Origin of the sequence: Stutzerimonas stutzeri (assembly GCF_000952685.1) — a bacterium.
Classification (GTDB): Bacteria; Pseudomonadota; Gammaproteobacteria; order Pseudomonadales; family Pseudomonadaceae; genus Stutzerimonas; species Stutzerimonas stutzeri_E.
This window is the reverse complement of the sequence record NZ_JYHV01000012.1, coordinates 19045-42084: the sequence shown is the minus strand read 5'-3', so window position 1 is coordinate 42084 and position 23040 is coordinate 19045. Positions and strand designations below refer to the sequence as shown.

The 23040-nt window shown below is 62.2% G+C and carries 24 protein-coding genes, 1 pseudogene and 1 riboswitch; of the genes and pseudogenes, 7 read left to right on the top strand and 18 right to left on the bottom strand.

Annotated elements, in window-relative coordinates:
- Positions 1-32 precede the first annotated feature (32 nt).
- The 3 genes from UF78_RS06105 to rnd all read right to left on the bottom strand — a co-directional run bounded on the left by UF78_RS06105 (position 33) and on the right by rnd (position 2021).
- Positions 33-482 (bottom strand): YcgN family cysteine cluster protein, encoded by a 450-nt coding sequence (locus tag UF78_RS06105; RefSeq protein WP_045161177.1) that lies wholly within the window; start codon positions 480-482, stop codon positions 33-35.
- 124 nt (positions 483-606) lie between these two features.
- Complete coding sequence (locus UF78_RS06100) at positions 607-900, bottom strand: YcgL domain-containing protein (protein ID WP_045161168.1); 294 nt, start codon at positions 898-900, stop codon at positions 607-609.
- Complete coding sequence (gene rnd / locus UF78_RS06095) at positions 897-2021, bottom strand: ribonuclease D (RefSeq protein WP_045161167.1); 1125 nt, start codon at positions 2019-2021, stop codon at positions 897-899. Before rnd ends, UF78_RS06100 begins: the two co-directional genes overlap by 4 nt.
- Positions 2022-2167: 146 nt before the next feature.
- Here rnd and UF78_RS06090 point away from each other — a divergent pair, with 146 nt between their 5' ends.
- A complete protein-coding gene (locus tag UF78_RS06090; RefSeq protein WP_045161165.1) occupies positions 2168-3037 on the top strand; it encodes a sulfurtransferase in 870 nt (289 codons plus the stop codon).
- A gap of 152 nt (positions 3038-3189) precedes the next feature.
- The gene (locus UF78_RS06085) at positions 3190-4443 is read left to right on the top strand and encodes an OmpP1/FadL family transporter (RefSeq protein WP_045161164.1); all 1254 of its coding nucleotides are present in this window, start codon (positions 3190-3192) and stop codon (positions 4441-4443) included.
- A gap of 45 nt (positions 4444-4488) precedes the next feature.
- Here the strand turns inward: UF78_RS06085 and UF78_RS06080 are convergent, their stop codons facing one another.
- On the bottom strand, positions 4489-5034 hold the full coding sequence (locus UF78_RS06080) for a glutathione peroxidase (RefSeq protein ID WP_045161163.1): 546 nt from the start codon (positions 5032-5034) through the stop codon (positions 4489-4491).
- Between the two features lie 149 nt (positions 5035-5183).
- On the opposite strand from UF78_RS06080, the gene UF78_RS06075 reads away from it, so the two are divergent.
- Genes UF78_RS06075 through modC form a run of 4 tightly spaced genes read left to right on the top strand, consistent with a single transcriptional unit; the run spans position 5184 to position 8526 of the window.
- The gene (locus tag UF78_RS06075; RefSeq protein ID WP_045161162.1) at positions 5184-5996 is read left to right on the top strand and encodes a TOBE domain-containing protein; all 813 of its coding nucleotides are present in this window, start codon (positions 5184-5186) and stop codon (positions 5994-5996) included.
- A 9-nt stretch (positions 5997-6005) separates the two neighbouring features.
- On the top strand, positions 6006-6758 hold the full coding sequence (modA, locus tag UF78_RS06070) for a molybdate ABC transporter substrate-binding protein (protein WP_045161161.1): 753 nt from the start codon (positions 6006-6008) through the stop codon (positions 6756-6758).
- A complete protein-coding gene (modB, locus tag UF78_RS06065; protein WP_155397606.1) occupies positions 6755-7438 on the top strand; it encodes a molybdate ABC transporter permease subunit in 684 nt (227 codons plus the stop codon). The genes modA and modB overlap by 4 nt, the downstream gene beginning before the upstream one ends.
- A complete protein-coding gene (gene modC, locus UF78_RS06060) occupies positions 7435-8526 on the top strand; it encodes a molybdenum ABC transporter ATP-binding protein (RefSeq protein ID WP_155397605.1) in 1092 nt (363 codons plus the stop codon). The genes modB and modC overlap by 4 nt, the downstream gene beginning before the upstream one ends.
- Before the next feature lie 5 nt (positions 8527-8531).
- Here the strand turns inward: modC and UF78_RS06055 are convergent, their stop codons facing one another.
- The 12 genes from UF78_RS06055 to btuB form a co-directional block, all read right to left on the bottom strand.
- Complete coding sequence (locus tag UF78_RS06055) at positions 8532-9263, bottom strand: adenosylcobinamide-GDP ribazoletransferase (RefSeq protein WP_045161157.1); 732 nt, start codon at positions 9261-9263, stop codon at positions 8532-8534.
- Positions 9248-9841 (bottom strand): alpha-ribazole phosphatase family protein, encoded by a 594-nt coding sequence (cobC, locus tag UF78_RS06050; protein WP_045161156.1) that lies wholly within the window; start codon positions 9839-9841, stop codon positions 9248-9250. Before cobC ends, UF78_RS06055 begins: the two co-directional genes overlap by 16 nt.
- Positions 9838-10890 carry a nicotinate-nucleotide--dimethylbenzimidazole phosphoribosyltransferase gene (gene cobT, locus UF78_RS06045; protein ID WP_045161154.1) on the bottom strand — a complete coding sequence of 351 codons (1053 nt, stop codon included), beginning with the start codon at positions 10888-10890 and terminating at the stop codon, positions 9838-9840. Before cobT ends, cobC begins: the two co-directional genes overlap by 4 nt.
- Positions 10887-11408, bottom strand: a complete 522-nt coding sequence (gene cobU / locus UF78_RS06040) for a bifunctional adenosylcobinamide kinase/adenosylcobinamide-phosphate guanylyltransferase (RefSeq protein WP_045161152.1) — start codon at positions 11406-11408, stop codon at positions 10887-10889. The genes cobT and cobU overlap by 4 nt, the downstream gene beginning before the upstream one ends.
- The gene (locus UF78_RS06035) at positions 11405-12874 is read right to left on the bottom strand and encodes a cobyric acid synthase (protein ID WP_045161150.1); all 1470 of its coding nucleotides are present in this window, start codon (positions 12872-12874) and stop codon (positions 11405-11407) included. The genes cobU and UF78_RS06035 overlap by 4 nt, the downstream gene beginning before the upstream one ends.
- Entirely contained in the window at positions 12862-13863 is a 1002-nt protein-coding gene (cobD, locus tag UF78_RS06030; RefSeq protein ID WP_045161148.1) for a threonine-phosphate decarboxylase CobD, read from the bottom strand. The genes UF78_RS06035 and cobD overlap by 13 nt, the downstream gene beginning before the upstream one ends.
- A complete protein-coding gene (gene cbiB, locus UF78_RS06025) occupies positions 13856-14767 on the bottom strand; it encodes an adenosylcobinamide-phosphate synthase CbiB (protein ID WP_045161146.1) in 912 nt (303 codons plus the stop codon). The genes cobD and cbiB overlap by 8 nt, the downstream gene beginning before the upstream one ends.
- Entirely contained in the window at positions 14764-15414 is a 651-nt protein-coding gene (bluB, locus tag UF78_RS06020) for a 5,6-dimethylbenzimidazole synthase (protein ID WP_045161145.1), read from the bottom strand. Before bluB ends, cbiB begins: the two co-directional genes overlap by 4 nt.
- Positions 15411-16706, bottom strand: coding sequence for a cobyrinate a,c-diamide synthase (locus tag UF78_RS06015; protein WP_045161144.1), 1296 nt, complete (start codon positions 16704-16706; stop codon positions 15411-15413). Before UF78_RS06015 ends, bluB begins: the two co-directional genes overlap by 4 nt.
- Positions 16707-16848: 142 nt before the next feature.
- Complete coding sequence (gene cobO, locus UF78_RS06010) at positions 16849-17460, bottom strand: cob(I)yrinic acid a,c-diamide adenosyltransferase (protein ID WP_045161143.1); 612 nt, start codon at positions 17458-17460, stop codon at positions 16849-16851.
- Positions 17457-18026, bottom strand: a complete 570-nt coding sequence (locus tag UF78_RS06005; protein ID WP_045161142.1) for a hypothetical protein — start codon at positions 18024-18026, stop codon at positions 17457-17459. Before UF78_RS06005 ends, cobO begins: the two co-directional genes overlap by 4 nt.
- 32 nt (positions 18027-18058) lie before the next feature.
- Positions 18059-19930 carry a TonB-dependent vitamin B12 receptor gene (gene btuB / locus UF78_RS06000; protein WP_045161173.1) on the bottom strand — a complete coding sequence of 624 codons (1872 nt, stop codon included), beginning with the start codon at positions 19928-19930 and terminating at the stop codon, positions 18059-18061.
- A gap of 117 nt (positions 19931-20047) precedes the next feature.
- Positions 20048-20269: riboswitch (cobalamin riboswitch) on the bottom strand.
- 159 nt (positions 20270-20428) lie between these two features.
- Here btuB and UF78_RS05995 point away from each other — a divergent pair.
- Entirely contained in the window at positions 20429-21232 is an 804-nt protein-coding gene (locus UF78_RS05995) for a metallophosphoesterase family protein (RefSeq protein WP_045161141.1), read from the top strand.
- Positions 21233-21284: 52 nt separating this feature from the next.
- Here the strand turns inward: UF78_RS05995 and nhaD are convergent, their stop codons facing one another.
- Together nhaD and UF78_RS05985 are read right to left on the bottom strand one after the other, a co-directional pair.
- On the bottom strand, positions 21285-22550 hold the full coding sequence (nhaD, locus tag UF78_RS05990; protein WP_045161140.1) for a sodium:proton antiporter NhaD: 1266 nt from the start codon (positions 22548-22550) through the stop codon (positions 21285-21287).
- Between the two features lie 147 nt (positions 22551-22697).
- Positions 22698-23017 (bottom strand): annotated as a pseudogene (locus UF78_RS05985) (hypothetical protein).
- Positions 23018-23040: the final 23 nt, after the last annotated feature.

Below are 23040 nucleotides of genomic sequence, written 5' to 3'. Positions count from 1 at the left end.
GCATTGCTATGACGACGTGGTCAGCGGTTGATTCAACCGGCTCGGAAAATCAGGTGGTCTTCCCAATCCTCGTCCGCGACGGAGCCCTCGGCGATCATTCGGCCGGACTGGGAAATGCGCTCGGCATGCACGGCGTCCCGATCACCACACACCAGATGGTGCCAAAGCGGAAGGTCTTTGCCTTCGGCCACGAGCCGATAGCCACAGGTGGTCGGCAGCCACTTGAACTGGGCAGCGTCCTCCGCATTCAGCTGAACGCAATCGGGTACGCTGGCCCTTCGGTTGGGGTAGTCGGTGCAGCGACAGGTTTTCAGATCGAGCAGTTTGCAGGCGACGCGGGTGTAATAGACGCTGCCGTCCTCTTCGTCTTCGAGCTTTTGCAGGCAGCACAACCCGCAGCCATCGCAAAGGGATTCCCACTCGACCGAATCCAGCTCGGCGAGGGTCTTGCGCTTCCAGAAGGGTTCGACTTTTGCCGCCATGAAAATAGCCATCTCGAATAAAGATGCGAGTCTAGCCACTGGCGTGCAGCGGGCCAAGTCTGACGGCACTTGGGCCATAAGCGATCAGCCGCGCGTACCGCGACCGATCACTTGCATACGGGCGCTACACCGGGTCGTTGCGACGTAGCAACTCCTCGGGCAGATGCTCGATGTATTCCTCCTCAGGCGGTGGCATCTGCAGGTGATAGCCCTGCTTTTCCAGGTTATCCAGCACCGTCGCGATGTCCTCGCGCGCCAGCTTGCGCTCAGGTGTCAGGACTATGTCAAAGGCATGCTGCGGCGGACCGAAGGCAGCCAGCAACGCGTCAGGCACTCGTGCCAGCGCCTCGCTGCGTTCGACGTACAGATACATTTCGTTCTTGCGCGGGCTTCTATAAATGGAGCAGATGCGTTTCATGGTTTCGCTTCCAGCACTTCAATAAGGGCTTGGCCCATCCGCTCGCGACGCCAACCGCGCAGCGAATCGGGCAGCTCGTAGGGGCCATCCGGATATCCGCTTTTCAGCAAGGCTTCAAGCACCTTCTTGCGCAACATCAGTTCAGGAGCGATGTCCAGGAGCTTTGCCTCCCGCTGACCGACAGCACGTAATTTCTTCAGCAACCCCGACGCCTCCAACGGTAATGGTTCCGGCAACGGTTCAGGGCAGTCCTGCTCAGGCGTGGCGGCAGCGGTGCGGATCAGCTCGAGCAAGGTTTCACCATCCTGACGCACGGTGCGAGGATGCATGTCGTCAATACGCGCCAGGCTGACCAGATCGGCTGGCTGAGTACGTGCCAGCGGCCAAAGACTATGCTCACGCAAAACCCGATTACGCGGCTGATTGCGCGCCCGCGCCTCACGTTCGCGCCAGGCGGCCAGCACCCGCAATACAGCAAGCTGCCGTGGTTTGAGTCGCCAGGCCTGCTTGACCTCACGGTAGGCTTCATCGGGATCGGTTTCGCGCTGCAGGTTCGCGACCAATTCGGCACCGTCTTCCAGAACCCAGGCGCGCTTGTCATCGGACAGCTTCGGTAGCAACGCCTCGTACAGCTCAGCCAGATGCTGCGCATCTTCGGCGGCATAACGCACCTGCATTTCGCTCAGCGGTCTCTGTAGCCAGTCGGAGCGTGTCTCGCCCTTGGGCAGCTCGATGTCGAGCACACTCTGCACCAGACGCGAATAGCCCATGGAGAAGCCGATATTCAAATAGCCAGCAGCCAGCTGTGTATCGAACAACGGTGCTGGCAGGCTGCCGGTCAAGCGCCACAGCACTTCAAGATCTTCGCTGCAGGCGTGCAGTACCTTGACCACATGCCGATCTTCCAGCAGACCGGCAAACGCTGCCCAATCGGTAATCAGCAATGGGTCGATCAAATAGGCACATCGCCCGTCACCAACCTGCAGCAGAGCGGCGATCGGATAGAACGTATCGACCCGCATGAACTCGGTATCCACCGCTACATAAGGCAGCTGGCGCCACTCGGCACAAAGGCGGGCCAGATGTGCATCATCCAGCACCCATTGAGTTTCGATGGCCACTAGGCCCTCCTTGTTGTTTGAAATACGACCGGCGGGCGGGCGAAGAGGCGCGCAGTATATATCGCGTCCCGCTATTCGCAGCGCAATCATCGGACGCGACGATTCGCGTGATAACGTTTTGCCGACAATCCGAAGGGAGCCCTGCCATGCCGCTTGCTCAACTGATCGATAGCGAACAACTGTCCGCACGCCTGTTCCAGCCAAACCTGCGTATCCTCGACTGCCGTTTTGCCCTGGACGACCCCGACTACGGCAGGCACAGCTACGAGCAGGCTCATATTCCCGGCGCGGTGTTTCTCGATCTGGAAAAGGATCTGTCGGGCCCGGTGGTCCCCGGTCAGACCGGTCGACATCCGCTGCCGCAACCGGACGAACTGGCTGCACGACTGCGCGCCGCAGGTCTGGCTGATGACAGCGAAGTGGTGCTCTACGATGACGGCCCCGGCGCCTTTGCCGCCAGAGCCTGGTGGCTACTGGCATGGCTGGGCAAGCGCACCGGCGTGTACCTGCTGGACGGCGGTTACCGGGCCTGGTGCGAGGCCGGTGGGGCGGTAACTGACGGCCCGACCAGCATTTTGCCGGGCGATTTCGAAGGCAGTGCGGATGACAGCCTGCTGATCGATGCGCAACAACTGCTCACACGTCTGGAGCACCCCGATCTGACCTTGCTCGACGCGCGCGCCCTACCCCGCTTTCTCGGCGAACAGGAACCCATCGACCCAGTGGCCGGACACATTCCGGGTGCTCGCTGCGTGCCATTCACCGAGAACCTCGACGCCAATGGGCGTTTTCTTCCGCCAAAGCAGCTGCGCGCGCGATTCGATCAGCAACTGGCGGACCGGCCCACGGATACGCTGGTGGCCTACTGCGGATCTGGCGTAACGGCCTGCCATAATCTGTTTGCGCTGTGCCTCGCCGGCTATCCACTGGGCAAACTTTATTCTGGCTCGTGGAGCGAGTGGATTACAGATCCAGGTCGACCTGTCGCTTCATCGCACCGACAAAAACATGACTAAATAGTCAAAGTACGTCCATACGGTTTTATCGGCTATTCGACCATTTATCGGCGCCGATCGTCGTTCTTTACGAAAAATTGCACTCTTTCCTTTGCGACGAATCATAGAAGCTTGATAGGGTCCGAGCCGCTTTTTCCCCCTGGAGTACAACAATGAGAACAACTTGGTTGAAGACCGCCATTGCCGTAGCTGTAGGCGCCCTTTCCACTCAGGCCATGGCTGCCGGCTTCGCCCTTAACGAGCAAAGCATCAGCGGCATGGGCACCTCGTTCGCGGGCCGCTCCTCTTCTGCCGATGACGCCACCACCCTGTTCGGCAATCCAGCCGGCATGTCCCGCCTCAAGCGTGAAGAAGTCAGCTTTGGGATGGCGGCCATCAATGCCAAGACTGATATCAAAAACGCCAGTGGCGCACCGGGAAGCAACGACGGCGACATGGTTCCGGTCACTGCCGTTCCGATGGGTTACTACGTCAATCCACTGGATGACAAATGGGCCGTCGGTGTCGGCATCTATGTCCCATTCGGCCTGATCACGGACTACGAAAGCGGATTCTCCGGTCGCTACCATGGCGATTACAGCGAAGTTCGTGTCATCACTGTGCAGCCTACCGTCAGCTATCGCTTCAATGAAAAGTTGTCGGTCGGCTTTGGCCCGACGATCAACCGAATCGATGGGCAACTGGAAAGCGCCGTGCCGCCGGTGCTCGGCACAAGCGACAGCCGAGTGAAAATCAAAGGCGACGATACGGCGCTGGGCTTCAATGTTGGTGTGCTGTACGAATTCAGCCCCCGTACCCGCGCAGGCGTTACCTACCACTCCAAGGTCGATTACACACTGGAAGGTGACACCCGCGTGTCAGGCAACGACCCGGCTCTGGGTTTTGTCGGCGCCTATGGCAAATACGATGCATCCCTAGATCTGGAAACGCCTGAATCCATCGATTTCTCGCTTACCCATGAGCTGAACGATCAGTGGACCATCTACGGCGGAGCCATGCTGACTCGCTGGAGCCGCCTTGAGACGATCATGGTGGAGAACGAGGGTGTTGCGCCTGGCCCGGCATCGGCCAGCTTCGGCACCATCGAAGAAGAGCAGGACTGGCACGACACCTGGTCTTATGCGCTGGGTGCCGCCTACAAGCTGAACAAGCAATGGACCCTGCGCACAGGCTTGGCCTTCGATCAGAGCCCTACCAACAACACGCATCGCTCGCCACGTATCCCAACGGGTGATCGGACCGCAGTAAGTTTTGGTCTGGCCTGGAATCCGAGCGATGATGTGACTGTTGACCTGGCCTACTCCTATCTATGGGAAGAAGACGCCAAGATCCGCCAAGCGTCATACAACGCCACCTACGAAAACAGCGCCCATGGTTTCGGCGCTGCCATGACTTACCGCTTCTGATGCACCCCGCCCCGACCGCTCGGTCGGGGCCACCTTTCTCGCTCGCTACTTGCCCAGCGCCTTTTCAATTGCCGCGATCAGCTTCGGATCGTCCGGCTCGACCTTGCTGGAAAAATAATCGACGACATGGCCGTCACGGTCGACCACGTACTTGTAAAAATTCCAGCGCGGCGCCCCACCGGCCTGTTTGGCCAATTCCTTGAACAGCGGTGTCGCATCGCTGCCTCTGACCGGTTGCGTTTGCGCCATTGGAAAGGTCACGCCGTAGTCGACGTAGCAAACCTTTGCTGTCTCCGCGGCATCGTCAGATTCTTGAAAGAAGTCGTCGGACGGCACGCCCAGCACCACCAGCCCCTGATCCTTGTAACGCTGGTATAGCGCCTCCAGCCCTTTGAACTGCGGGGCGAAGCCACAGAAGCTGGCGGTGTTCACCACCACCAGTGCCTGGCCGTTGAACTGGCATAAATCAATGGTTTCTTTCGAGCGCAGCTTCGGCAGTTCATGTTGCAGCAAGGCCGGGCATTCTTGAGCGGCTACCGGGCCGGCCAGCAGCGCCAAGGCGAGCGAGGCGGCATACAGATGCATTCTCATTGGAAATCTCCAGACGGGATCTCGCCCACGCTACTCCCGCGACAGCAAGCCAGCAACGCCCGGCCTGTCAGGCCACAGCATTCTCGACGACGCTATATACAAATCTATATAACGCTTGTCAGAATAGCCGCGACTGACAGGAGCCAAACATGAGCGATCCGAGACACTTCGAGCCGCTACGCATCGATGGGCAACTCTGGTTCAACCGCGGCGAGAAAGGCTATCTCGGAGGCAAACGCATCGAGCTGCTCCAACAGATCGAGGCAACGGGCTCCATTACTCGCGCAGCCAAGGCCATCGGCCTCAGCTACAAGGCGGCCTGGGACGCGGTGGATGCCATGAACAATTTATCGGAGCGCCCGCTGGTGACGCGGGCAGCCGGCGGCGCCAAAGGCGGGGGTACCCAGCTAACCGACTTCGGCCGCGAGATGCTCCACGTCTGGCAACGCATGCAGTACGAATATGAACGTTTTCTCGCGCATGTGGCGCAAGGCATCGAAGGGTTCGAGGACATCGACAAGCTACTCAGGGCTATCGCCATGAAAACCAGCGCACGCAACCAGTTTCGAGGCCGCATCACCCATGTGGAAAAAGGCGCGGTGAACGGCAGCCTGAGCCTCGATATCGGTGACGGCCAGTCGATCACCGCCACCCTGACCAACGACAGTATCGACGAGCTCCAGCTGGCTCACGGCAAGACCGCAATGGCGTTGATCAAGGCCAGCTTCGTGCTGCTATCACCTGACCCCGCCGTGAAGATCAGCGCACGCAACCGGCTGAGCGGCACCATTAGCGGCCTGACGCCCGGCGCGGTGAACTGTGACGTCAAGCTGCGGCTGCCCGGAGATCGCACGCTGGGCGCAGTGATCACCAATGAAAGCGCCGAAGCGCTCGGATTGGCGGTCGGACAGCCCTGTACCGCGCTGATCAAGGCTTCGCACGTCATCGTCGCAGTCGATTGAGGAGAGACAATGGAGAACGTTCGCGGAATCATCGTTGCGCTGTTAGCGGCAGCGCTGCCGATGGCCGGCCACGCCGATGAAGTCCAGGTCGCGGTGGCGTCTAATTTCACCGCGCCGATGCAGAGTATCGCCGAGCGGTTCGAGCAAGAAACCGGTCACAAAGCCCTGCTCGCTTTTGGTTCGACTGGAAAGTTTTATGCGCAGATTCGCAACGGTGCGCCTTTCGACGTGCTGCTGGCGGCAGATGACGTGGTGCCGACCAAGCTGGAAGCAGAAGCTCTGGGCGTAACGGGAAGCCGCTTCACCTATGCCATCGGTACGCTGGTGCTCTGGTCGGCCAAAGACGGCTATCTCGACGATGCCACGACGCTGACCCAACGACCGTTCCGCCACCTGGCCATCGCCAACCCGAAAACCGCACCCTACGGCGCCGCCGCCATGGCCACGCTGACGAAGCTCGGCTTGGCCGAGTCGCTCCAGGGCAAGCTGGTACAGGGCGAGAATATCGCCCAGACGCACCAGTTCATCGCCACCGGCAACGCCGAGCTCGGCTTCGTCGCCCTCTCGCAGGTCATCAGCGACGGCAAGATTCGCCAAGGCTCGGCCTGGATCGTCCCTGCCGAGTACCATCCACCGATCCGTCAGGACGCCTTGCTGCTGAGCAAAGGCCGCGGCAATCCGGCGGCACGAGCGCTGCTCGACTACCTCAGAAGCGCTAAGGCGAGCGAGGTAATCGAGGCTTATGGCTATAGCTCGGAATGATCGTCCTGGATGAGGCCAGCCTGTCGGCGATCTGGCTGACGCTCAAACTCGCCAGCACGACCACCGTACTCCTGCTATTGATCGGTACGCCGATCGCCTGGTGGCTGGCGCGCACCCGCTCGCGACTGAAGGGCCCGATTGGTGCGGTGGTCGCGCTGCCGCTGGTCCTGCCACCCAGCGTGTTGGGCTTCTACCTGCTGACCGCCATGGGCCCCAACGGTCCGGTCGGGCAGCTGACGCTGTTTCTCGGTCTTGGCACCCTGCCCTTCAGCTTCGCGGGCCTGGTGGTGGGCTCGCTCTTCTATTCCATGCCGTTTGTCGTACAGCCGCTGCAGAACGCCTTCGAGGCGATCGGCGATCGACCTCTGGAAGCCGCGGCCACCTTGCGTGCGAGTCCGCTGGACTGCTTTTTCAGTGTCGTCCTGCCGCTCGCCAGGCCTGGATTCATCACGGCCAGTATTCTCGGCTTCGCCCATACCGTCGGTGAATTCGGCGTGGTGTTGATGATCGGCGGCAACATCCCAGAACGAACCCGCGTGGTATCGGTGCAGATCTACGATCATGTGGAGGCGATGGAATACACCCAGGCGCACTGGCTGGCGGGCGGGATGCTACTGTTCTCATTCCTCGTGCTGCTGATTCTTTACAGCAGCCGCCTCAGACAAGGATGGCGCGGATGACCACCAGGCAAAGCGGTATCCACGCCAGCCTACGTCTGGACCACCCCGATTTCACCTTGGATGTCGATCTGCGCCTGCCAGGGCGCGGCGTCACCGCGCTGTTCGGTCACTCGGGTTCCGGCAAGACCAGTTGCCTGCGCTGCATCGCCGGACTGGAGCGTGCCGGCATTGGCCGCCTCGAAATCAACGGCGAGTGCTGGCAGGACTCCACAAGCCGCCTCTTCGTTCCGCCCCACCAACGTGCGCTCGGTTACGTCTTTCAGGATGACAACCTCTTTGCGCACCTGACGGTCAGAGGCAACCTCGAGTTCGGCATGAAGCGCGTCGCAGCCCGGCAGCGACGCGTCGCCTGGAACCTGGCGGTGGAGCTGCTCGGCATTGGCCATCTGCTGGAACGGATGCCGGAACGCCTGTCCGGTGGCGAACGCCAGCGTGTCGGCATCGCCCGCGCGCTATTGACCAGTCCGCGGTTGCTATTGATGGACGAACCGTTGGCAGCCCTGGATCTCAAGCGCAAGCAGGAAATCCTGCCCTACCTCGAACGCCTGCACGACGAGCTGGAAATCCCCGTCATCTACGTCAGCCACTCGCCAGACGAAGTCGCTCGACTGGCCGACTATCTGGTGTTGCTCGATGAAGGGCGCGTAATGGCTCAAGGCGATCTGCGCGAGACACTGGCTCGCCTCGATCTACCGACGGCGTTCGGCGAAGACGCCGGGGTGGTGATCGACTCGGTCGTCGCCGAACACGACGCGGCCTATCACCTGACGCGTCTGGTCTTCCAAGGCGGCGACGTGCTGGTGGCCAGGCGCGAAGAAGCGATCGGGCAACGTCTGCGTTTTCGCGTTCATGCCCGGGATGTCAGCCTGGCCTTGGCGAAAGCCGAAGGCACCAGCATCAGCAATCTGCTGCCAGCTTGCGTGGAGCAGGTCGTTGCAGCCGACACGCCCGCCCATGTGCTGGTGCGATTGAATGCCCAGGGCACGCCATTGCTGGCGCGTATCAGCCGCCGCTCGGCCGATCAGCTAGACGTCCGCACAGGCAAGACCCTGTGGGCCCAGATCAAGACGGTCGCACTGCTTGGCTGACGCCATCAAGCCTGAAGCGCCAACGCGACCAGCACCGCGCATTCCGCCAGTTCGAGCAACGCGCCTGCGGTGTCTCCGGTGGTGCCGCCAATACGACGACACATGGCCTGCCGAGCCAACGCGCCGATGCCGATCGCCACGGCCAGGGCCAGCCAACCGCTCTGCCCCGATACCAGGCACAGCAAGGCAACCATGACCAGAACCCTGCGAACGGCGGCGCGTGACAGGTGCTCGGCCAGCGCTTGGCCGAGACCGCCAGGGCGTACGTAGGGCGTCGTCAGAAACAACCCAAGCAACGCACTCCGCCCCACCAACGGCGCAAGCAACAGCGCCAGATGCTTGCCCTCGTCGAGCAGGGTCCACAGAGCGACGAACTTGAGCAGTAGCACTGCCACCAGCACAACCACTGCAACCGGCCCGCTGCGCGGGTCTTTCATGATCGCCAAGGTACGCTCGCGATCACCGAAGCCTCCCAGCCAGGCATCGGCGCTGTCGGCCAGCCCGTCGAGGTGCAACGCGCCGGTCAGCCCGATCCACGCGACCAGCATTAACGCAGCTTGCAAAGGTGGCGCAGCACCCTCCAGCAACAGACTGAGCAACCCGAGCATGCCGCCTATCAGCAGGCCCACCAGCGGGTAATACAGGAGCGACTTGCCGACTTGGTGCGGCTCGGGCTTGCCACTCAGCTGTACGGGCAGACAGGTGAGGAACTGCAGGGCGATCAGGAAGGGTTGCATCGTTCTTCCAACCAAAGCGCGGCGTCGGCGAAGCCTGCTCTCAGCCCGAATAACGCACCATGTCCCACCTCGACCTCCAATAGTCGTTCACGCGGGAGACCACGGGCGCGGGCCAGCAACAGGCGCATCACGCCCGCATGGGTGACCAACAAAACCCGTTCGCTCGCGCATCGCTCTGTGATGCGCTCGATGGCGGCCAGAATGCGGGTTTCGAACTCAATGAGCGGCTCTGCGCCCGGCGGCGTGAAACCATAAGGATCGCGCCAGAATCGCCCCAGATCATCGCTTTGATTCACCATCAGCTCGGCGGCGGTACGGCCCTCCCATTCCCCGAAGTCCAGCTCGCGCAGGCCCGGCTCCAGTTCGAGCGGCAGCCCTCTTTGCTCGGCAAGCTCGGCGGCGAAGCCCTTGCAGCGACGCAACGGCGAGCTGACGATACGTTGCCAGGGCGCGCCCTGGGCGACGGCCGCACGCAGCTGCTGCCAGCCTGCAACGCTGAGCTCATCATCCAGGCGACCGCGAAAGCCACCGGTGGACAACGTCTCGCCATGCCGCAACATGTCCAGCTGCACGCTCATCCGAGCTTCGCCGCGACAGCTGCTTCGTCGAACGTGGCCATGCCATCGTGCAGTGCGCAGGCCAAACGTAACAGCGGCACCGCCAAAGCCGCCCCGCTGCCTTCACCCAGACGCAGGCCGAGATCGAGCAGCGGTTCGGCCTCGAGCGCTTGCAGCACGGTTCGGTGGCCGGGTTCGGCCGAGCAATGGGCGAACAACAGCCAGTCACGGCAGGCCGGATTCAGACGGATCGCGCAGAGCGCCGCGACGCCGCAGATGAAACCATCAACCAGCGTCACGATGCCCAACTGAGCGCAGGCGATATAGGCGCCGGTGAGCGCGGCGAGTTCGAACCCGCCGAGCCGCTGCATCCAGCCGAGCGTATCGTGTGCGCCCGCATGGAGCGCCAGCGCACGCTCGATGACGGCCGATTTGTGCGCGACGCCCGTGACATCCAACCCGGTCCCGGGGCCTGCCAGGTCGTGCGGCGAACACCCCAGCAAGGCGCAGGCCAGCGCCGCCGCAGTGGTGGTATTACCGATGCCCATCTCACCGCCTATGAACAGCTCGGTCCGCTGCTCGCGCGCCCGTTCTACGCTGTCACGCCCGGCTCGCAAGGCGCGCTGGCAGACCTCGAAGTCCATGGCGGCACCCTGGGTGAAATTCCGCGTGCCGGGCCCCAGCGCCAGGTGACGCACACCCGGCAAGGGAGGCAGCGCGCCCGCAGTTCCCAGGTCGATCACCTCCAATGTCGCCCCGAGCTGACGGGCGAGCACGCCGATCGCAGCGCCGCCATTGACGAAATTGGCCAGCATCTGGCCGGTGACCGATTGCGGAAACGCCGAAACACCCTCTTCTGCCACACCATGATCACCAGCAAAAACAGCAATCCATACGTGCTCGAGCGACGGCCGCTCGCGGCCCTGCAATGCCGCCAGCCGTGGGATCACAGCTTCGATGCACCCCAGCGCGCCACTCGGTTTGGTCAGTTGAGCATTACGCAGACGTGCCGCTTGTCGAGCCGTTTCATTCGGCACTCGACACGCTTGTTCCCACCAATACCGGTTCAAATCGCCTCTCCTTTCAGAACCATTGGCAAACCCGCCACGGTAAACACCACCCGTTCACAGCGCTCGGCCAGCGCCTGGTGAAGCCAGCCGGCCTCGTCGACGTAACGCCGGCTCAGTTCGCCCAACGGCACCACACCCAGGCCGGTTTCGTTGCTTACCAGCAACACTCGTCCTGGCAGCTCGACCAGGCAGGCGAGCAATGCATCGCGCTCTTCGGGCAGGCGATCCGGATCGCCCAGCATCAGCAGGTTGGTCAGCCACAGCGTCAAGCAATCGACCAGCAGGCAGCGATCATCGCGGGCGTGTTCGCGTAGCACGCGGGCCAGCGCCAGCGGCTCTTCCACTAGCATCCATTCGCACGGACGGCGGGCGCGGTGATGGGCGATGCGTTCGCTCATCTCGCCGTCCAGTGGCTGGCTGGTAGCGATATAGGTGACGGCCAGGCCGCTATCGCTGGCGAGGCGCTCGGCCAGACGACTCTTGCCGGAACGGGCACCGCCAAGAATGAGTTCGATCATTCCGCCTTCCCCGCTGCCAGCCCGCAGAGCGCGAGAAGGCGCACCGCGTCCAGGTGCGCCTCGACCAGATCGGCGAGACGTTCGATGTCGCGCTCACGCAAAGCTTGGTAATCGACCCGTTGAACGTTCTCTAAACCAGCCCAGCGCAGCAGCGCCTGGCAGGCATCAGGTGATTCGAACAGCCCGTGCAGATAGGTGCCGAGCACTTGCCCATCCTCACTGATAGCGCCGTCGCATCGGCCATCGTCGAGGCGCACCGCGGCACCCTCAAGTGCCGGTCCCGTGCTGACACCCGCATGGATTTCATAGCCACTAACTTCAACGTCGCCCACGACCAAGCGCCCGCGAACATTGCGCAGCTGCTTGCCGGCCATGAGCGTTGTAGACAATTCGAGCAGACCGAGTCCCTGAACCAACCCCGGCGCACCTTCCAAGCCGAGCGGATCGGCGATCCGCTCACCGAGCATCTGCAGCCCGCCGCAAATGCCCAGCAGCTTGCCGCCGTAGCGCAAATGCCGTGCAATTGCCTGTTCCCAGCCGTTTTCACGCAGCCAGGTGAGATCGGCGCGCACGCTTTTCGAGCCCGGAAGGATGATTAGATCGGCAGCTGGAACGGCCTGCCCGGGGCCAACGAAATGCAAATCGACCTGAGGGTGCAAGCGCAGCGGGTCGAAGTCCGTATGATTGCTGATACGCGGCAGCACCGGCACCACGACCTTGAGCGTCTGCTCGCCCTTAGCCGACTGGCGCACGTCGATCGCATCTTCGGCTTCGAGATGGAAATCCATCAGATAGGGCAGCACACCGAGAACCGGCTTGCCCGTGCGCCGCTCCAGCCAGTCCAGGCCGGGTTGCAGCAGGGCGATATCACCACGAAAGCGGTTGATCACGAATCCTTTAACCCGCGCCTGCTCGCTCGGGCTGAGCAACTCCAACGTACCGACCAGGTGGGCGAAGACCCCGCCCTTATCGATATCGGCAATGAGGATCACCGGGCAATCCACTGCCTCGGCGAAGCCCATGTTGGCGATATCGTTGGCGCGCAAATTGATCTCGGCAGGCGAGCCGGCGCCTTCGACCATCACCACGTCATAAGCCATGCTCAGGCGTTGATGAGAGTCGAGCACCGCCGTCATCGCCACACGCTTGTAGTCATGGTAAGCCGCCGCATCCATGTTGCTGACGGCCCGCCCGTGAATGATCACCTGCGCCCCGATATCGCTGTTGGGCTTGAGCAGAATCGGATTCATGTCGGTGTGCGGCAGCAGCCCGGCGGCTTGTGCCTGCACGGCCTGAGCCCGACCGATCTCGCCGCCATCGGTGGTCACCGCGCTGTTGAGCGCCATATTCTGCGGTTTGAACGGCACGACCGTTACGCCCTGACGCCGCAGCCAACGGCACAATGCGGTTACCAGCGTGCTCTTGCCCGCATCGGATGTGGTGCCCTGAACCATCAAGGTGCCCATGCATTGATCTCCCTGGACGTGGCCAGCGCATCCGCAAGGCGAGCCCAGCCCAACTCGTCCCCTGGTAATCCAAAACGCAGGCTCGACGGATAGCGGTAGCGACGCACGAGAATGCCCTGTTTGGCGAAGAACTCGTAGAGCCGGTTCGACGCCTCCGTAGCCACCCATTGAAACAGCCCGCAACCGCCAGTCGGAGGCAGAGCGTGGGCCGTCAGCAGCTGCGCCAGGCGCTCGGCATCGGCCTGCAGGCGTTCGCGTTGCAGGCGTTGGCCGCGACAATCCGTCAACAGCGAGATACCCATGAACCGAGAAGGTCCCGCTATCGGCCACGGGCCCAAGGTATCTCCGAGCTGACCGAGCAGTTCGTCTTCAGCCAGCACAAAACCGAGCCGCGCGCCCGCCATGGCGAAGAACTTGCCGAATGAACGCAGCACGATCAGCCCTGGCAGATGACTGTGCATGGCCAGGCTTTGCGCCGGAGTCGGGTCGATGAACGCTTCGTCGACGATCAGCCAGCCGCCGCGCGCAGCCAGCTGTGCGTGCCAGTCGAGCAGTTGAGCTGGTGACAACAGCCGCCCGGTCGGATTGTTCGGATTGACCACCACCAGCACATCGAGCTGATCGAGCGCGCGCGGTACGCCTCCTTCGCTGAATTCGACCAGACGATGCCCGCCACGGCGCCAGGCCTCGGCGTGCTCGCCATAGCAGGGCGAAATGATCCCGACCTGCGATTGACGACGCAGGCGCGGCAACACCTGGATCGCCGCCTGCGATCCGGCGACCGGCAACAGCGATTCGGCGTGGTAGTAATCTCGCGCGGCGGATTCCAGTGCATCGTCGGTTTCGGGCAGCCGCACCCAGACGTCCGCCGGGATGTCGGGTAAATCGAAGCCATAGGGTGCAATCCCGGTGGACAGGTCGAGCCAATCCGACAGCGGGACACCGAACTCACGCGCTGCCGCACGTAATCGACCGCCATGTTCAAGCATCCAGCCAACCCCCCAATAAAAGCACCAGCAGCCAGACGCCTACGCCGGCCCAGACCATATCCAGCGCCCGCTCGATATCGCGCGCACCGGGTGCTTCACCCTCGCCGAGCGTGGGCCGCTCGTGCAGCGCGCCGTGATAGAGCGCCGGACCGCCCAGCGTGACGCCCAATGCACCCGCACCAGCGGCCATGACCGGACCGGCGTTGGGGCTGTCCCAAAGCGGCGCCTGGCGCAACCAGCAGCGAAGGGAGAGGCGCGTGCGTCCAAGCAACGCATAAGTCAGGGCCACCAGCCGAGCAGGAACGAAATTCAGCGCATCGTCGATTCGCGCGGCCGCCCAGCCGAAGCGCTCGAATCGCGCATTGCGGTAGCCCCACATCGCATCCAGGGTATTGCTCAGGCGATACAACACGACGCCCGGCGCGCCGGCGATGGCGAACCAGAACAGCGCGGCGAACACCGCGTCGCTGCCGTTTTCCAGCGCTGACTCCGTCGCGGCGCGGGCCACGCCGTGCGCGTCCAGCTCAGACGTGTCTCGGCTGACGATGAAGCCAACGCGTCGCCGCGCCTCGATCAGATTGCCGCTGCGCAATGCGCTTGCCACCGGCAGCAGGTGTTCGCCGAGGCTGCGAAGCCCCAGCGCGATGTACAGCAGTGCGATTTCCAGCCATCCGCCAATGCCCGGCAACAGGCTCAACAACCAGGCAATGACCGTCAGCGGCAGCACCGCCATGCACCAGGCGGTGACGCCATGACTACGCCAGCCGCGCCCGTCCGGGCCGTTGAAGTGCAACTCCAGACGCTCCGCCAATCGCCCGAACGCCACCAGAGGATGGCCGCGACGAGGTTCGCCGAACATCGCATCCAGACCGACCCCCACGAGGCAGCTCAGGGCCACGCTCACTCCCGGCACTCCCAGTCGTTGTGAAACACCAGTTCCTCCAGCGGTCGCGGCTGGGCCCAGCCTTCCAACGCCAGCATCGGGGCCGGGTAGAATTCGGCGACCGGCCCCAGGCAGATCACCGCAACCGGTTGGGCACCCGCCGGCATCTGCAACAGCGCCGCCAGTGCTTGCGGCTCGAACAGCGATACCCAGCCCATCCCCAGCCCTTCGGCGCGCGAGGCGAGCCACAGGTTCTGAATGGCACAAGCGGCCGAAGCCAAGTCCATCTCCGGCATGGTGCGTCGACCGAATACATGCTCCTCGCGCCCTTCCATCAGCGCGACCACCAGCAACTCGGCACACGCTTGAATCCCTTCGACCTTCAACTGCATGAATTCACGGCCGCGCTCGCCCAGCGCGTCGGCTGTCAGCCCACGCTCATGCTCGACCTGCTCGGCGATGGCAGTACGCAAGTCGCGCCGGGTGATACGGACGAAACGCCATGGCTGCATCAGGCCGACACTGGGTGCCTGATGTGCGGCTTCGAGCAGGCGAGCGAGCAGCTCCGGCGCTACCTCACCGCCGATGAAATGACGCATGTCGCGGCGTTCGGCAATCGCGCGATAGACGCCGAGGCGCTGCGCCTCGGTGAAGGCATGGTCGTTCATGGCTTGAACAGCGCTGCAGCTGCCTCGGGAGCGGAAGGCAGATAGAAATGAATGTAGGAAGCGGTCAGGCGGCCCTCTCGATAGACTGCCTCGGCCGTGCGTCTGTAGTTCGGGCATTCGCCGCACGCTAGGGGCTGCAGCGTCGAATCCAGCGATGAATGATGGAACGTATGACCACGCACGCACCCTTCCGGCAGTTCTACCGCCTGCAGCGCCAGCGCCGCGAGGCGCTTCTGCATTTTGGCTTCACCGGACAACAGACCCAGCATTGCTTCGCGCCCGCCCGCCTGATCGGTCAGCCCGTCGAGCAGATAGAGCATGCCGCCGCATTCGGCCAGCAGCGGTTTGCCGGCTTGATGATGCGCGCGGATCGCGTCAGCCATCGCCCGATTGCCTGCCAACGCACGCAGATGCAGCTCGGGATAGCCACCCGGCAGGTACAGACTATCCACCGCGGGCAAGCGGGCATCATGCAGCGGGGAGAAGTACAGCAGCTCGGCACCGAGCGCCTCGAGCAAATCCAGATTGGCCTGATAGATGAAGGCGAAAGCGGCATCGCGCGCCACACCGATGCGCACGCCCTGCAACAACGTAGGCAACGCCTCCGTCTGCGACGGTGGAAAGGTCACTGGCGTCGGCAATTCGCTGTTGGCGCTCGCTGCCAGCGCATCGGCCGCGGCGTCGAGCCGGGCGTCCAGATCGGCGAGTTCCTGTGCCTGCACCAAGCCAAGGTGACGGCTCGGCAAGCTGACTGCCTCGCTGCGTGGTAGCGCGCCAAACCAGTCAATATGGCTCGGTAGGCAATCGCGAAGAATCTCGCCGTGGCGGCTACTGCCTACCCGATTGGCGAGAACGCCGGCGAACGGCAGATCCGGCTGGTAGCTGGCCAGACCGTGAGCCAGCGCACCGAAGGTCTGCGCCATGGCTGAGCCATCCACCACCGCCAGGATCGGAATGCCGAAATGCCGCGCCAGATCAGCCGCTGACGGCGTGCCGTCGAACAGGCCCATGACGCCTTCGATCAGGATCAGATCGGCCTCGCCCGCCGCTTGCCATAGCAAACGTCGGCTTTCCTCCACGCCAACCATCCACAGATCGAGCTGGTAGACCGGGCTACCGCTGGCATGCGCCAGGACCATAGGATCAAGAAAATCCGGCCCGCACTTGAATACCCGTACGCGTTTGCCCTGGCGTCTGTGCAAGCGGGCAAGGCCTGCAGTCACCGTCGTCTTGCCTTGTCCCGAGGCTGGTGCGGCAATCAACAGTGCCGGACACTGGCGCGGCGCGTTCATCGTGCGACCCCGCTTCCGGCGGGCGTTGGTTCAGTCGCCAGCGGCGCGACACCGTAGGGTGGATGACGCTCCACCCATCCACCGACGGCAATGGCGGATGAAAAAAGCGTCATCCACCCTACGCCGCTCTGGGTCGCAGGCATCAGAACTCCACCCCTTTCTGCGCCTTCACCCCGGCCTTGAAGGCATGTTTGACCAGACTCATTTCCGTCACGGTGTCGGCCGCTTCTATCAATCCGGGCGGCGCGCCTCGTCCGGTGACCACCACATGCTGCAACATCGGCCGCGATTCGATATCGGCGAGCACGGGCTCGAGGTCGAGATATCCATATTTCAGGGCGATGTTCAGTTCGTCGAGCACTACCAATCCAATGCCCGGATCGGCCAGCAGCTCGGCTGCCACCGTCCAGGCCTCGCGTGCCTTGGCGATGTCACGTTGGCGATCCTGGGTTTCCCAGGTAAAGCCTTCACCCATTACGTGATAGCGAACTTCGTCAGGAAAGCGCCGAAAAAAAGTTTCCTCACCAGTGCTCGCGGCGCCTTTGATGAATTGCACCACCCCGACCTTGATGCCATGGCCGAGCGCGCGGGCAACCATGCCGAAGGCGGAGCTGCTCTTGCCCTTGCCGTTTCCGCTGTGCACCAACAACAGGCCGTACTCGTCTTGGGCCTCGGCAATCTTCGCGTCGACAACGGCCTTCTTGCGCTGCATGCGTGCCTTGTGGCGCTCATCGCGCTCGCTCGACTCGGTCATATACGAGCCCCCTGACGCTGGACAGTCCAGACACGCAACCCGCTGAACAGTACCGCGGCGGTTCCGACATAGAGCGCCAGCGTGCCCAGATTACGTGGATAGTAGATGCCGATGCGCTCGACCAGTTGCGCCAGACTTGGATCGGGATAGCGACCCGAAAAGAACAGGAAGCCACCACCGGAAAACAGGTAGCAGACAAACGCACTCAGCATCACCACCCCCGCCAGAACCGCCAGGCTGGATAGCTGATCACGGTGCAATCGCGCGTAGGTGCGCCCTCCGAACCACAACGAGCCGTACGCCGGCGCCAGCATCCAGTAGGCCGGCGACAGGCAATAGCTGCTTACGCCGTTCCATTCGATAGCGGCAAAATCCAGCAGCGAAGCCTCGACGAACAGTGCCGGAAAGACCCAGCGTGGCGCGAGCAGCACACCGGCGAGGAAGAACACCGCCCAGGATGCGCTCGGCAGGTTCACCGACGCGAAGTGCTGGCCGCGGGTCATAGCCATCAGCGCCACCAGCGCGATGCCAACGGCCAGTTGGGCCCTGGGGGACAATCTGATCATTTGCGTTCTCCTTGTAGGTCGTTGGAACTGCGTTAGAGCGCCTGATAGCGAACCGTGAAGTGAACCGCCCGACCGGGCTGCTCATAGGTCTGCGCGGTTTCGTAGTCACGGTCGAATAGATTCGTCAGCCTGGCCTGTAGCCGCCAGGACGCGTCGATGCGGTATTCGCCTCGCAGATCCACCAGCGCATAGCCGGGGAGCCGCTCGGCATCGGCGTTGCTTGCCCGGTCGTAACGCTGACTGGTCGTGTAAAAGGTAGTACCGACGCCGAAGCGACCAATCGTGCGGTCCAGATCGATATTGAGTGCGCGTTTGGCGCGGCGCGGCAGCAGATGTCCGTGATTGGCCTTGCTGCGGTCTTGGGGGTCAAGAATCGTCAGAGTGGTAGCGACATCCCAGCCAAGCAGGTTTGTCGCGACGCTGCCTTCGAGGCCACGGATCCGCGCGACATCCAGATTCTGCGGCTGCATGGGGTCGCTACCGGTCCAGATAATCAGATCGTTGATCTGCGTCTCGAACGCGTTCAGGCCCCATTCGCCCCATTGCTGTTGGCCTTTCAGGCCCAATTCATAGCTTTGCGACTCCTCGGGCGTGAGGTCCGGATTGCCTGCGGTGAAGCCCGTATCCGGCGCATACAGGTCATTGAACGTCGGCGCCTTGAACGCGGTACCGTAAGACGCGCTGAGCACCAGGTTGTCCCGAAGATCGTAACTCCAACCCAGATTGCCGGTGTCGTGGCTGCCGAACTGCTCGTTGTCATCGCGACGCAGACCGGCCAGCAGGCCATGTCGACCGAAGCGGGCCTGGTACTGCAGGTAGGCGCCCTTGTTATCACGCGAATCGATCGCATAGGCATCGCTCACGTCGATGCGATCCTGCTGATAGTCGAAACCAAGCGTGAGCAACTGCTCGTCGGTGATGCTGAAATCGTTCTGCCAGCCTAAGGTGTCTCGCTCGGTGTCGAAGCGTGAAAAGAATTCACCGTCGCGGTGGTTATCACTGTTGTCTTCGCTGTGCCCGCCCTGGAGGGTCACCAGCCAGGGCTCGATCGGCGTGAACCGAGCGCGGGCGCCCACGACCTGCTGACCACCGTCGCTGTAGGCGAAGCGGCCGCTGTTGCCCGAGGAGACTCTCGAGTCGTAGTCGCTGTGGGTCTCGACCTGCAGCCAGCTGCCATCCAGTTCCAGGCCATTGTCGAACCGGTAGCCGCCTCTTAGCGAGCCGGATAACTCACGGTAGCCGTCAGCATCCGCCTCGTACGCCCGAGGGGTCGTGGTGCGATACGCGCGGGAATTGGTGCCGTCAGTGGATTCGCTGGCAACGCCAAGATTGAACCAGCCAGCACCTTGCCCGCCGGAAATGCCCGCCGTACCGTTGAAACTGGAGCGACTGCCTGCGCCAACCGAGAGATAGGGCCTGAATCCATCGCCATCGCCCTGGCGAGTGAAAATCTGCATCACACCGCCGACCGCCTCCGAGCCATAAAGGCTCGAACGCGGCCCGCGCACCAGCTCGATACGCTCGATCTGTTCCACCGGAATGCTCTCCAGCGATGCGCCGCCAGCGGTCGCCGAACCGACCTTGATGCCATCCACCAGGACCAGTAAATGCTGGCTGCTAGTGCCGCGGATATACACCGACGAGGTTTTGCCGCGTCCGCCATTGGCTGAAACGCTCACCCCAGCAAGTCCCCGCAGCAGATCGAGCACGCTGGACGCCTGGCTGCGCTCGATCTCTTCGCGGCTAATCACGGTGCTTGATGCGATGCGACTGAACGAGCGTTCGGTACGGGTCGCCGTGACCACCTGTTCATTGAGGTTGACCGGCTGAAGCGTCTGGGAGAAAGACAGCGAAGAACAGCCAAGCAGCGCGCAGGCTGCAGAGGCGGTAAAGGACGTGCGAATCAAGTTCAGGTCTCCGTCGTGCCCGCCGCACGACAAATAGTCGATAAAGGCAGACGGAGATCGCAAAGAAAGGAGTGCAGGTGCAGGCAGCCGCACCCCGATCAGCGCCCGCCGCACTGCCGTGGAATGCGACAGGCCGGTCTCCGGGCTCGCGAGCGGATGCCTGTGGCACCCTGAAAAACCGCGCCTTCCCATGCCTGTGGCACAGTGGCTATGAGCGGTTTCCTGTCTCGCCTACCGTTGCGGGGGCAGCGCCGGAATCTTCCAAAGAATGGACCGGCTTCCCTGTTTCACCCTTCTGGCTTTTTGCCAGGGGGCACCTGAAGCAGCGCGGAGGTTAGTCCAAGGCCCCACGCAGCGCAACTGGAAGCGCGCGCGAGTAGCTCTGCGGCAGGTTTGAATACCCTTCTTGGAGATTTACCGGAACGCCGGACGCTGAACGGCTTCGAATGCAACAATGCCCATCCGCCACCGGCCCCAACGAGAAGACGCCAGCCAATGACGACCATCGTGCAGATCTCCGACACTCACTTCGGCACCGAGCAACCGGGCGTGGTGCAAGCCATGGAAGATCATGTGAAGGAGCACGGGGCCGATCTGTTGATCTTCTCGGGCGATATTACCCAGCGTGCCAGAGTTTCGCAGTTCGCTGCAGCACAGGCCTTCGTCCAGCGTCTGCACGGCCATGGTATTGCCGAAACGTTAGTGATCCCGGGCAATCACGATATTCCGCTGTATAACGTTTTTGCGCGCTTCTTGATGCCCTATCGAAACTACCGGCGGCACTTCGGCGACGACCTCGAGCCCACGTTCGAGAACGACGAAGTACTGATCATCGGCCTCAACACCACGCACCCGCGGCGGCACAAAGACGGGCTCGTCACCGATGAGCAGGTGCAGGTGGTCACGCAGCGGCTAAGACAGACCAGCCCGAATAAGCTGCGCATCGTGGTCGCGCACCAGCCCTTCGGTGCCATGGTCTTGAGCGATCTGAGCAATCTGCAGCACAACGCCGATGACGCCTTGCACCGGTGGGCCGACGAGGGGCTGGATCTGGTGATGGGGGGGCATATTCACTTGCCCTACGTGCTGCCGTTGTCCAGGCAATACCCAGGACTGTCGCGAGAGATCTGGATGGTCCAGGCCGGCACCACGCTGTCGTCACGGGTCCGCGGCACGTCACCGAACTCCTTCAACCGTCTGAAGCTCCGCTCCGGCACCGGCAAGACGGCCTGTGTGGAACGTTGGGATCTGCTAGACGACTGCTTCGTGCTGGGTTCGCACTTCAACCTGCATTGGTAGCCGCAGCAGATGCACCTTCCACGGCCACCTGCTGCGCCTGGTACGAACGCTGCTAGCCGAGCGAACCCGCCACAGCCAGCCCCGTCAGATAAACACCGGCAAACCCGAGATTGAATGCGATGAATAGATACAGGCTGTACCTGAGGTAGCTGCCGAACGTCAGCCCCGGCACCTTGCTCATCGCGACGATCCCGGCGGCGGACCCTATCACCAGCAGCGAACCGCCGACCCCGACCGCATAGGTCAGCACCATCCACTCGGCTACGCCCATTTCCAGTCCGGACTTGAGCAACGCGGCCGTCAGCGGCACGTTGTCGATCGCGGCCGATAGCACGCCCATCAGATAGTTGGCCAGCACCGCCGGGACCTGGTCGTATATGCGCACCAACCCGTCCAGTACATGGATCTCCTTGAGCATGCCGACTAACAGCAGAATGCCGAGGAAGAACAACAGGGTTTCGAATTCGACTTGGCGCACGTACTCCAAGATCGGATCGGTTTCGATGTCGTCACTGAAGAAGCGCGCCACCAGGAACATGATCGAAAGCCCGGTAAGGAACGTCAGCACCGGTGGAATCTGGAAGAAAAAGTTGCCGGCGATGGTGCACAGAATGGTGCCGAGGAAAATCAGCGCAATGGCGATGTCGACCCGACGGACATCGGTTCGGTGGCTGGTGACCACCACCTGCCCATTCATCCCGACCGAGAGCAATGCAGCCAGCAGCAGCACCGCCAAAAATGCCGGGAGCGCCAGCAGCAGCAGTTGCAGGATTTTGACCTTGCCGGCGAGGAAGATCATCAGGGTGGTGACATCACCGGTGATCAACGCAACGCCACCGGAGTTGACCGCAAATACCACCAGAGCGGCGTACTTGATGGTCTTCTCCGCGCTGAGTTTGAGCGACATGATCAGGGTGATCGATACCAGGGTCGCGGTGATGTTGTCCGCCAGTGACGAAAACACGAAGCAGAATGTCGCGGTCAGAAACAACAGCGCGCGCTCACTGATTCGCTTGGGCAACACCAGATAGATCAGATTCTCGATCATGCCCTTCTTGTTCAGGTAGGCGACGAAGGTCATCGCAGCCACCAGAAAAATCCAGAGCCCGGCAATTTCCGCGATGTTTTCGTTGAGGCTTTCCAGCACCAGATCGCGCTCGGCGCCTTCGGGTGAGAATACGAACAGCAGCATCCAGGCCAAGGTGCCGAAAAACAGCGTGACCTTGGCTTTGTTCACATGGGTTATTTCTTCCAGAACGACACCGAGCAGGGCGGCCACGGCGAGGCCGATCAGCACGTACTGAAGTATTTCAGGCATAAGGCACCTAACGTATAAGGGGGAGACGGTTCGTGCGCAGGATGCGCACCCGAGAAGTTGGGGCGCCGATCATAGCCAAAGTGCGACAATTCGACACCTGACAAATGTCAAACCCCGATGTATTTCCAGATATTCCGAGGCCGCGAATCAGTGGCGAGGTACGAATCCGGCCGGCTTGGTCGACAACCAATCGACAAAGGTGCGCAGGCGCGGATCGCTCAGCAAGGCGTCGCGGCTGTTGAAGGTGAGCGCTAGCTCTTTCTCGCTGAACAGGCGATGAATCGGGTTATGGCAGGGCCGGCAGACCCAGAGCGTGGCGGTGATCCGCGTTTCCCGCCCGAAGCGCTTGCGGACATAGCTTTGCCATGCAGCGCTTTGGGAATCAGGTGATGGCGGGTCAACGGCACCAGCCGCAGGCACAGCTCGCAGGCTTCAGGCTGGTCTGGAAGTCGTATGATCGGCACCATTCAACGTGACTCGAATCGCAACG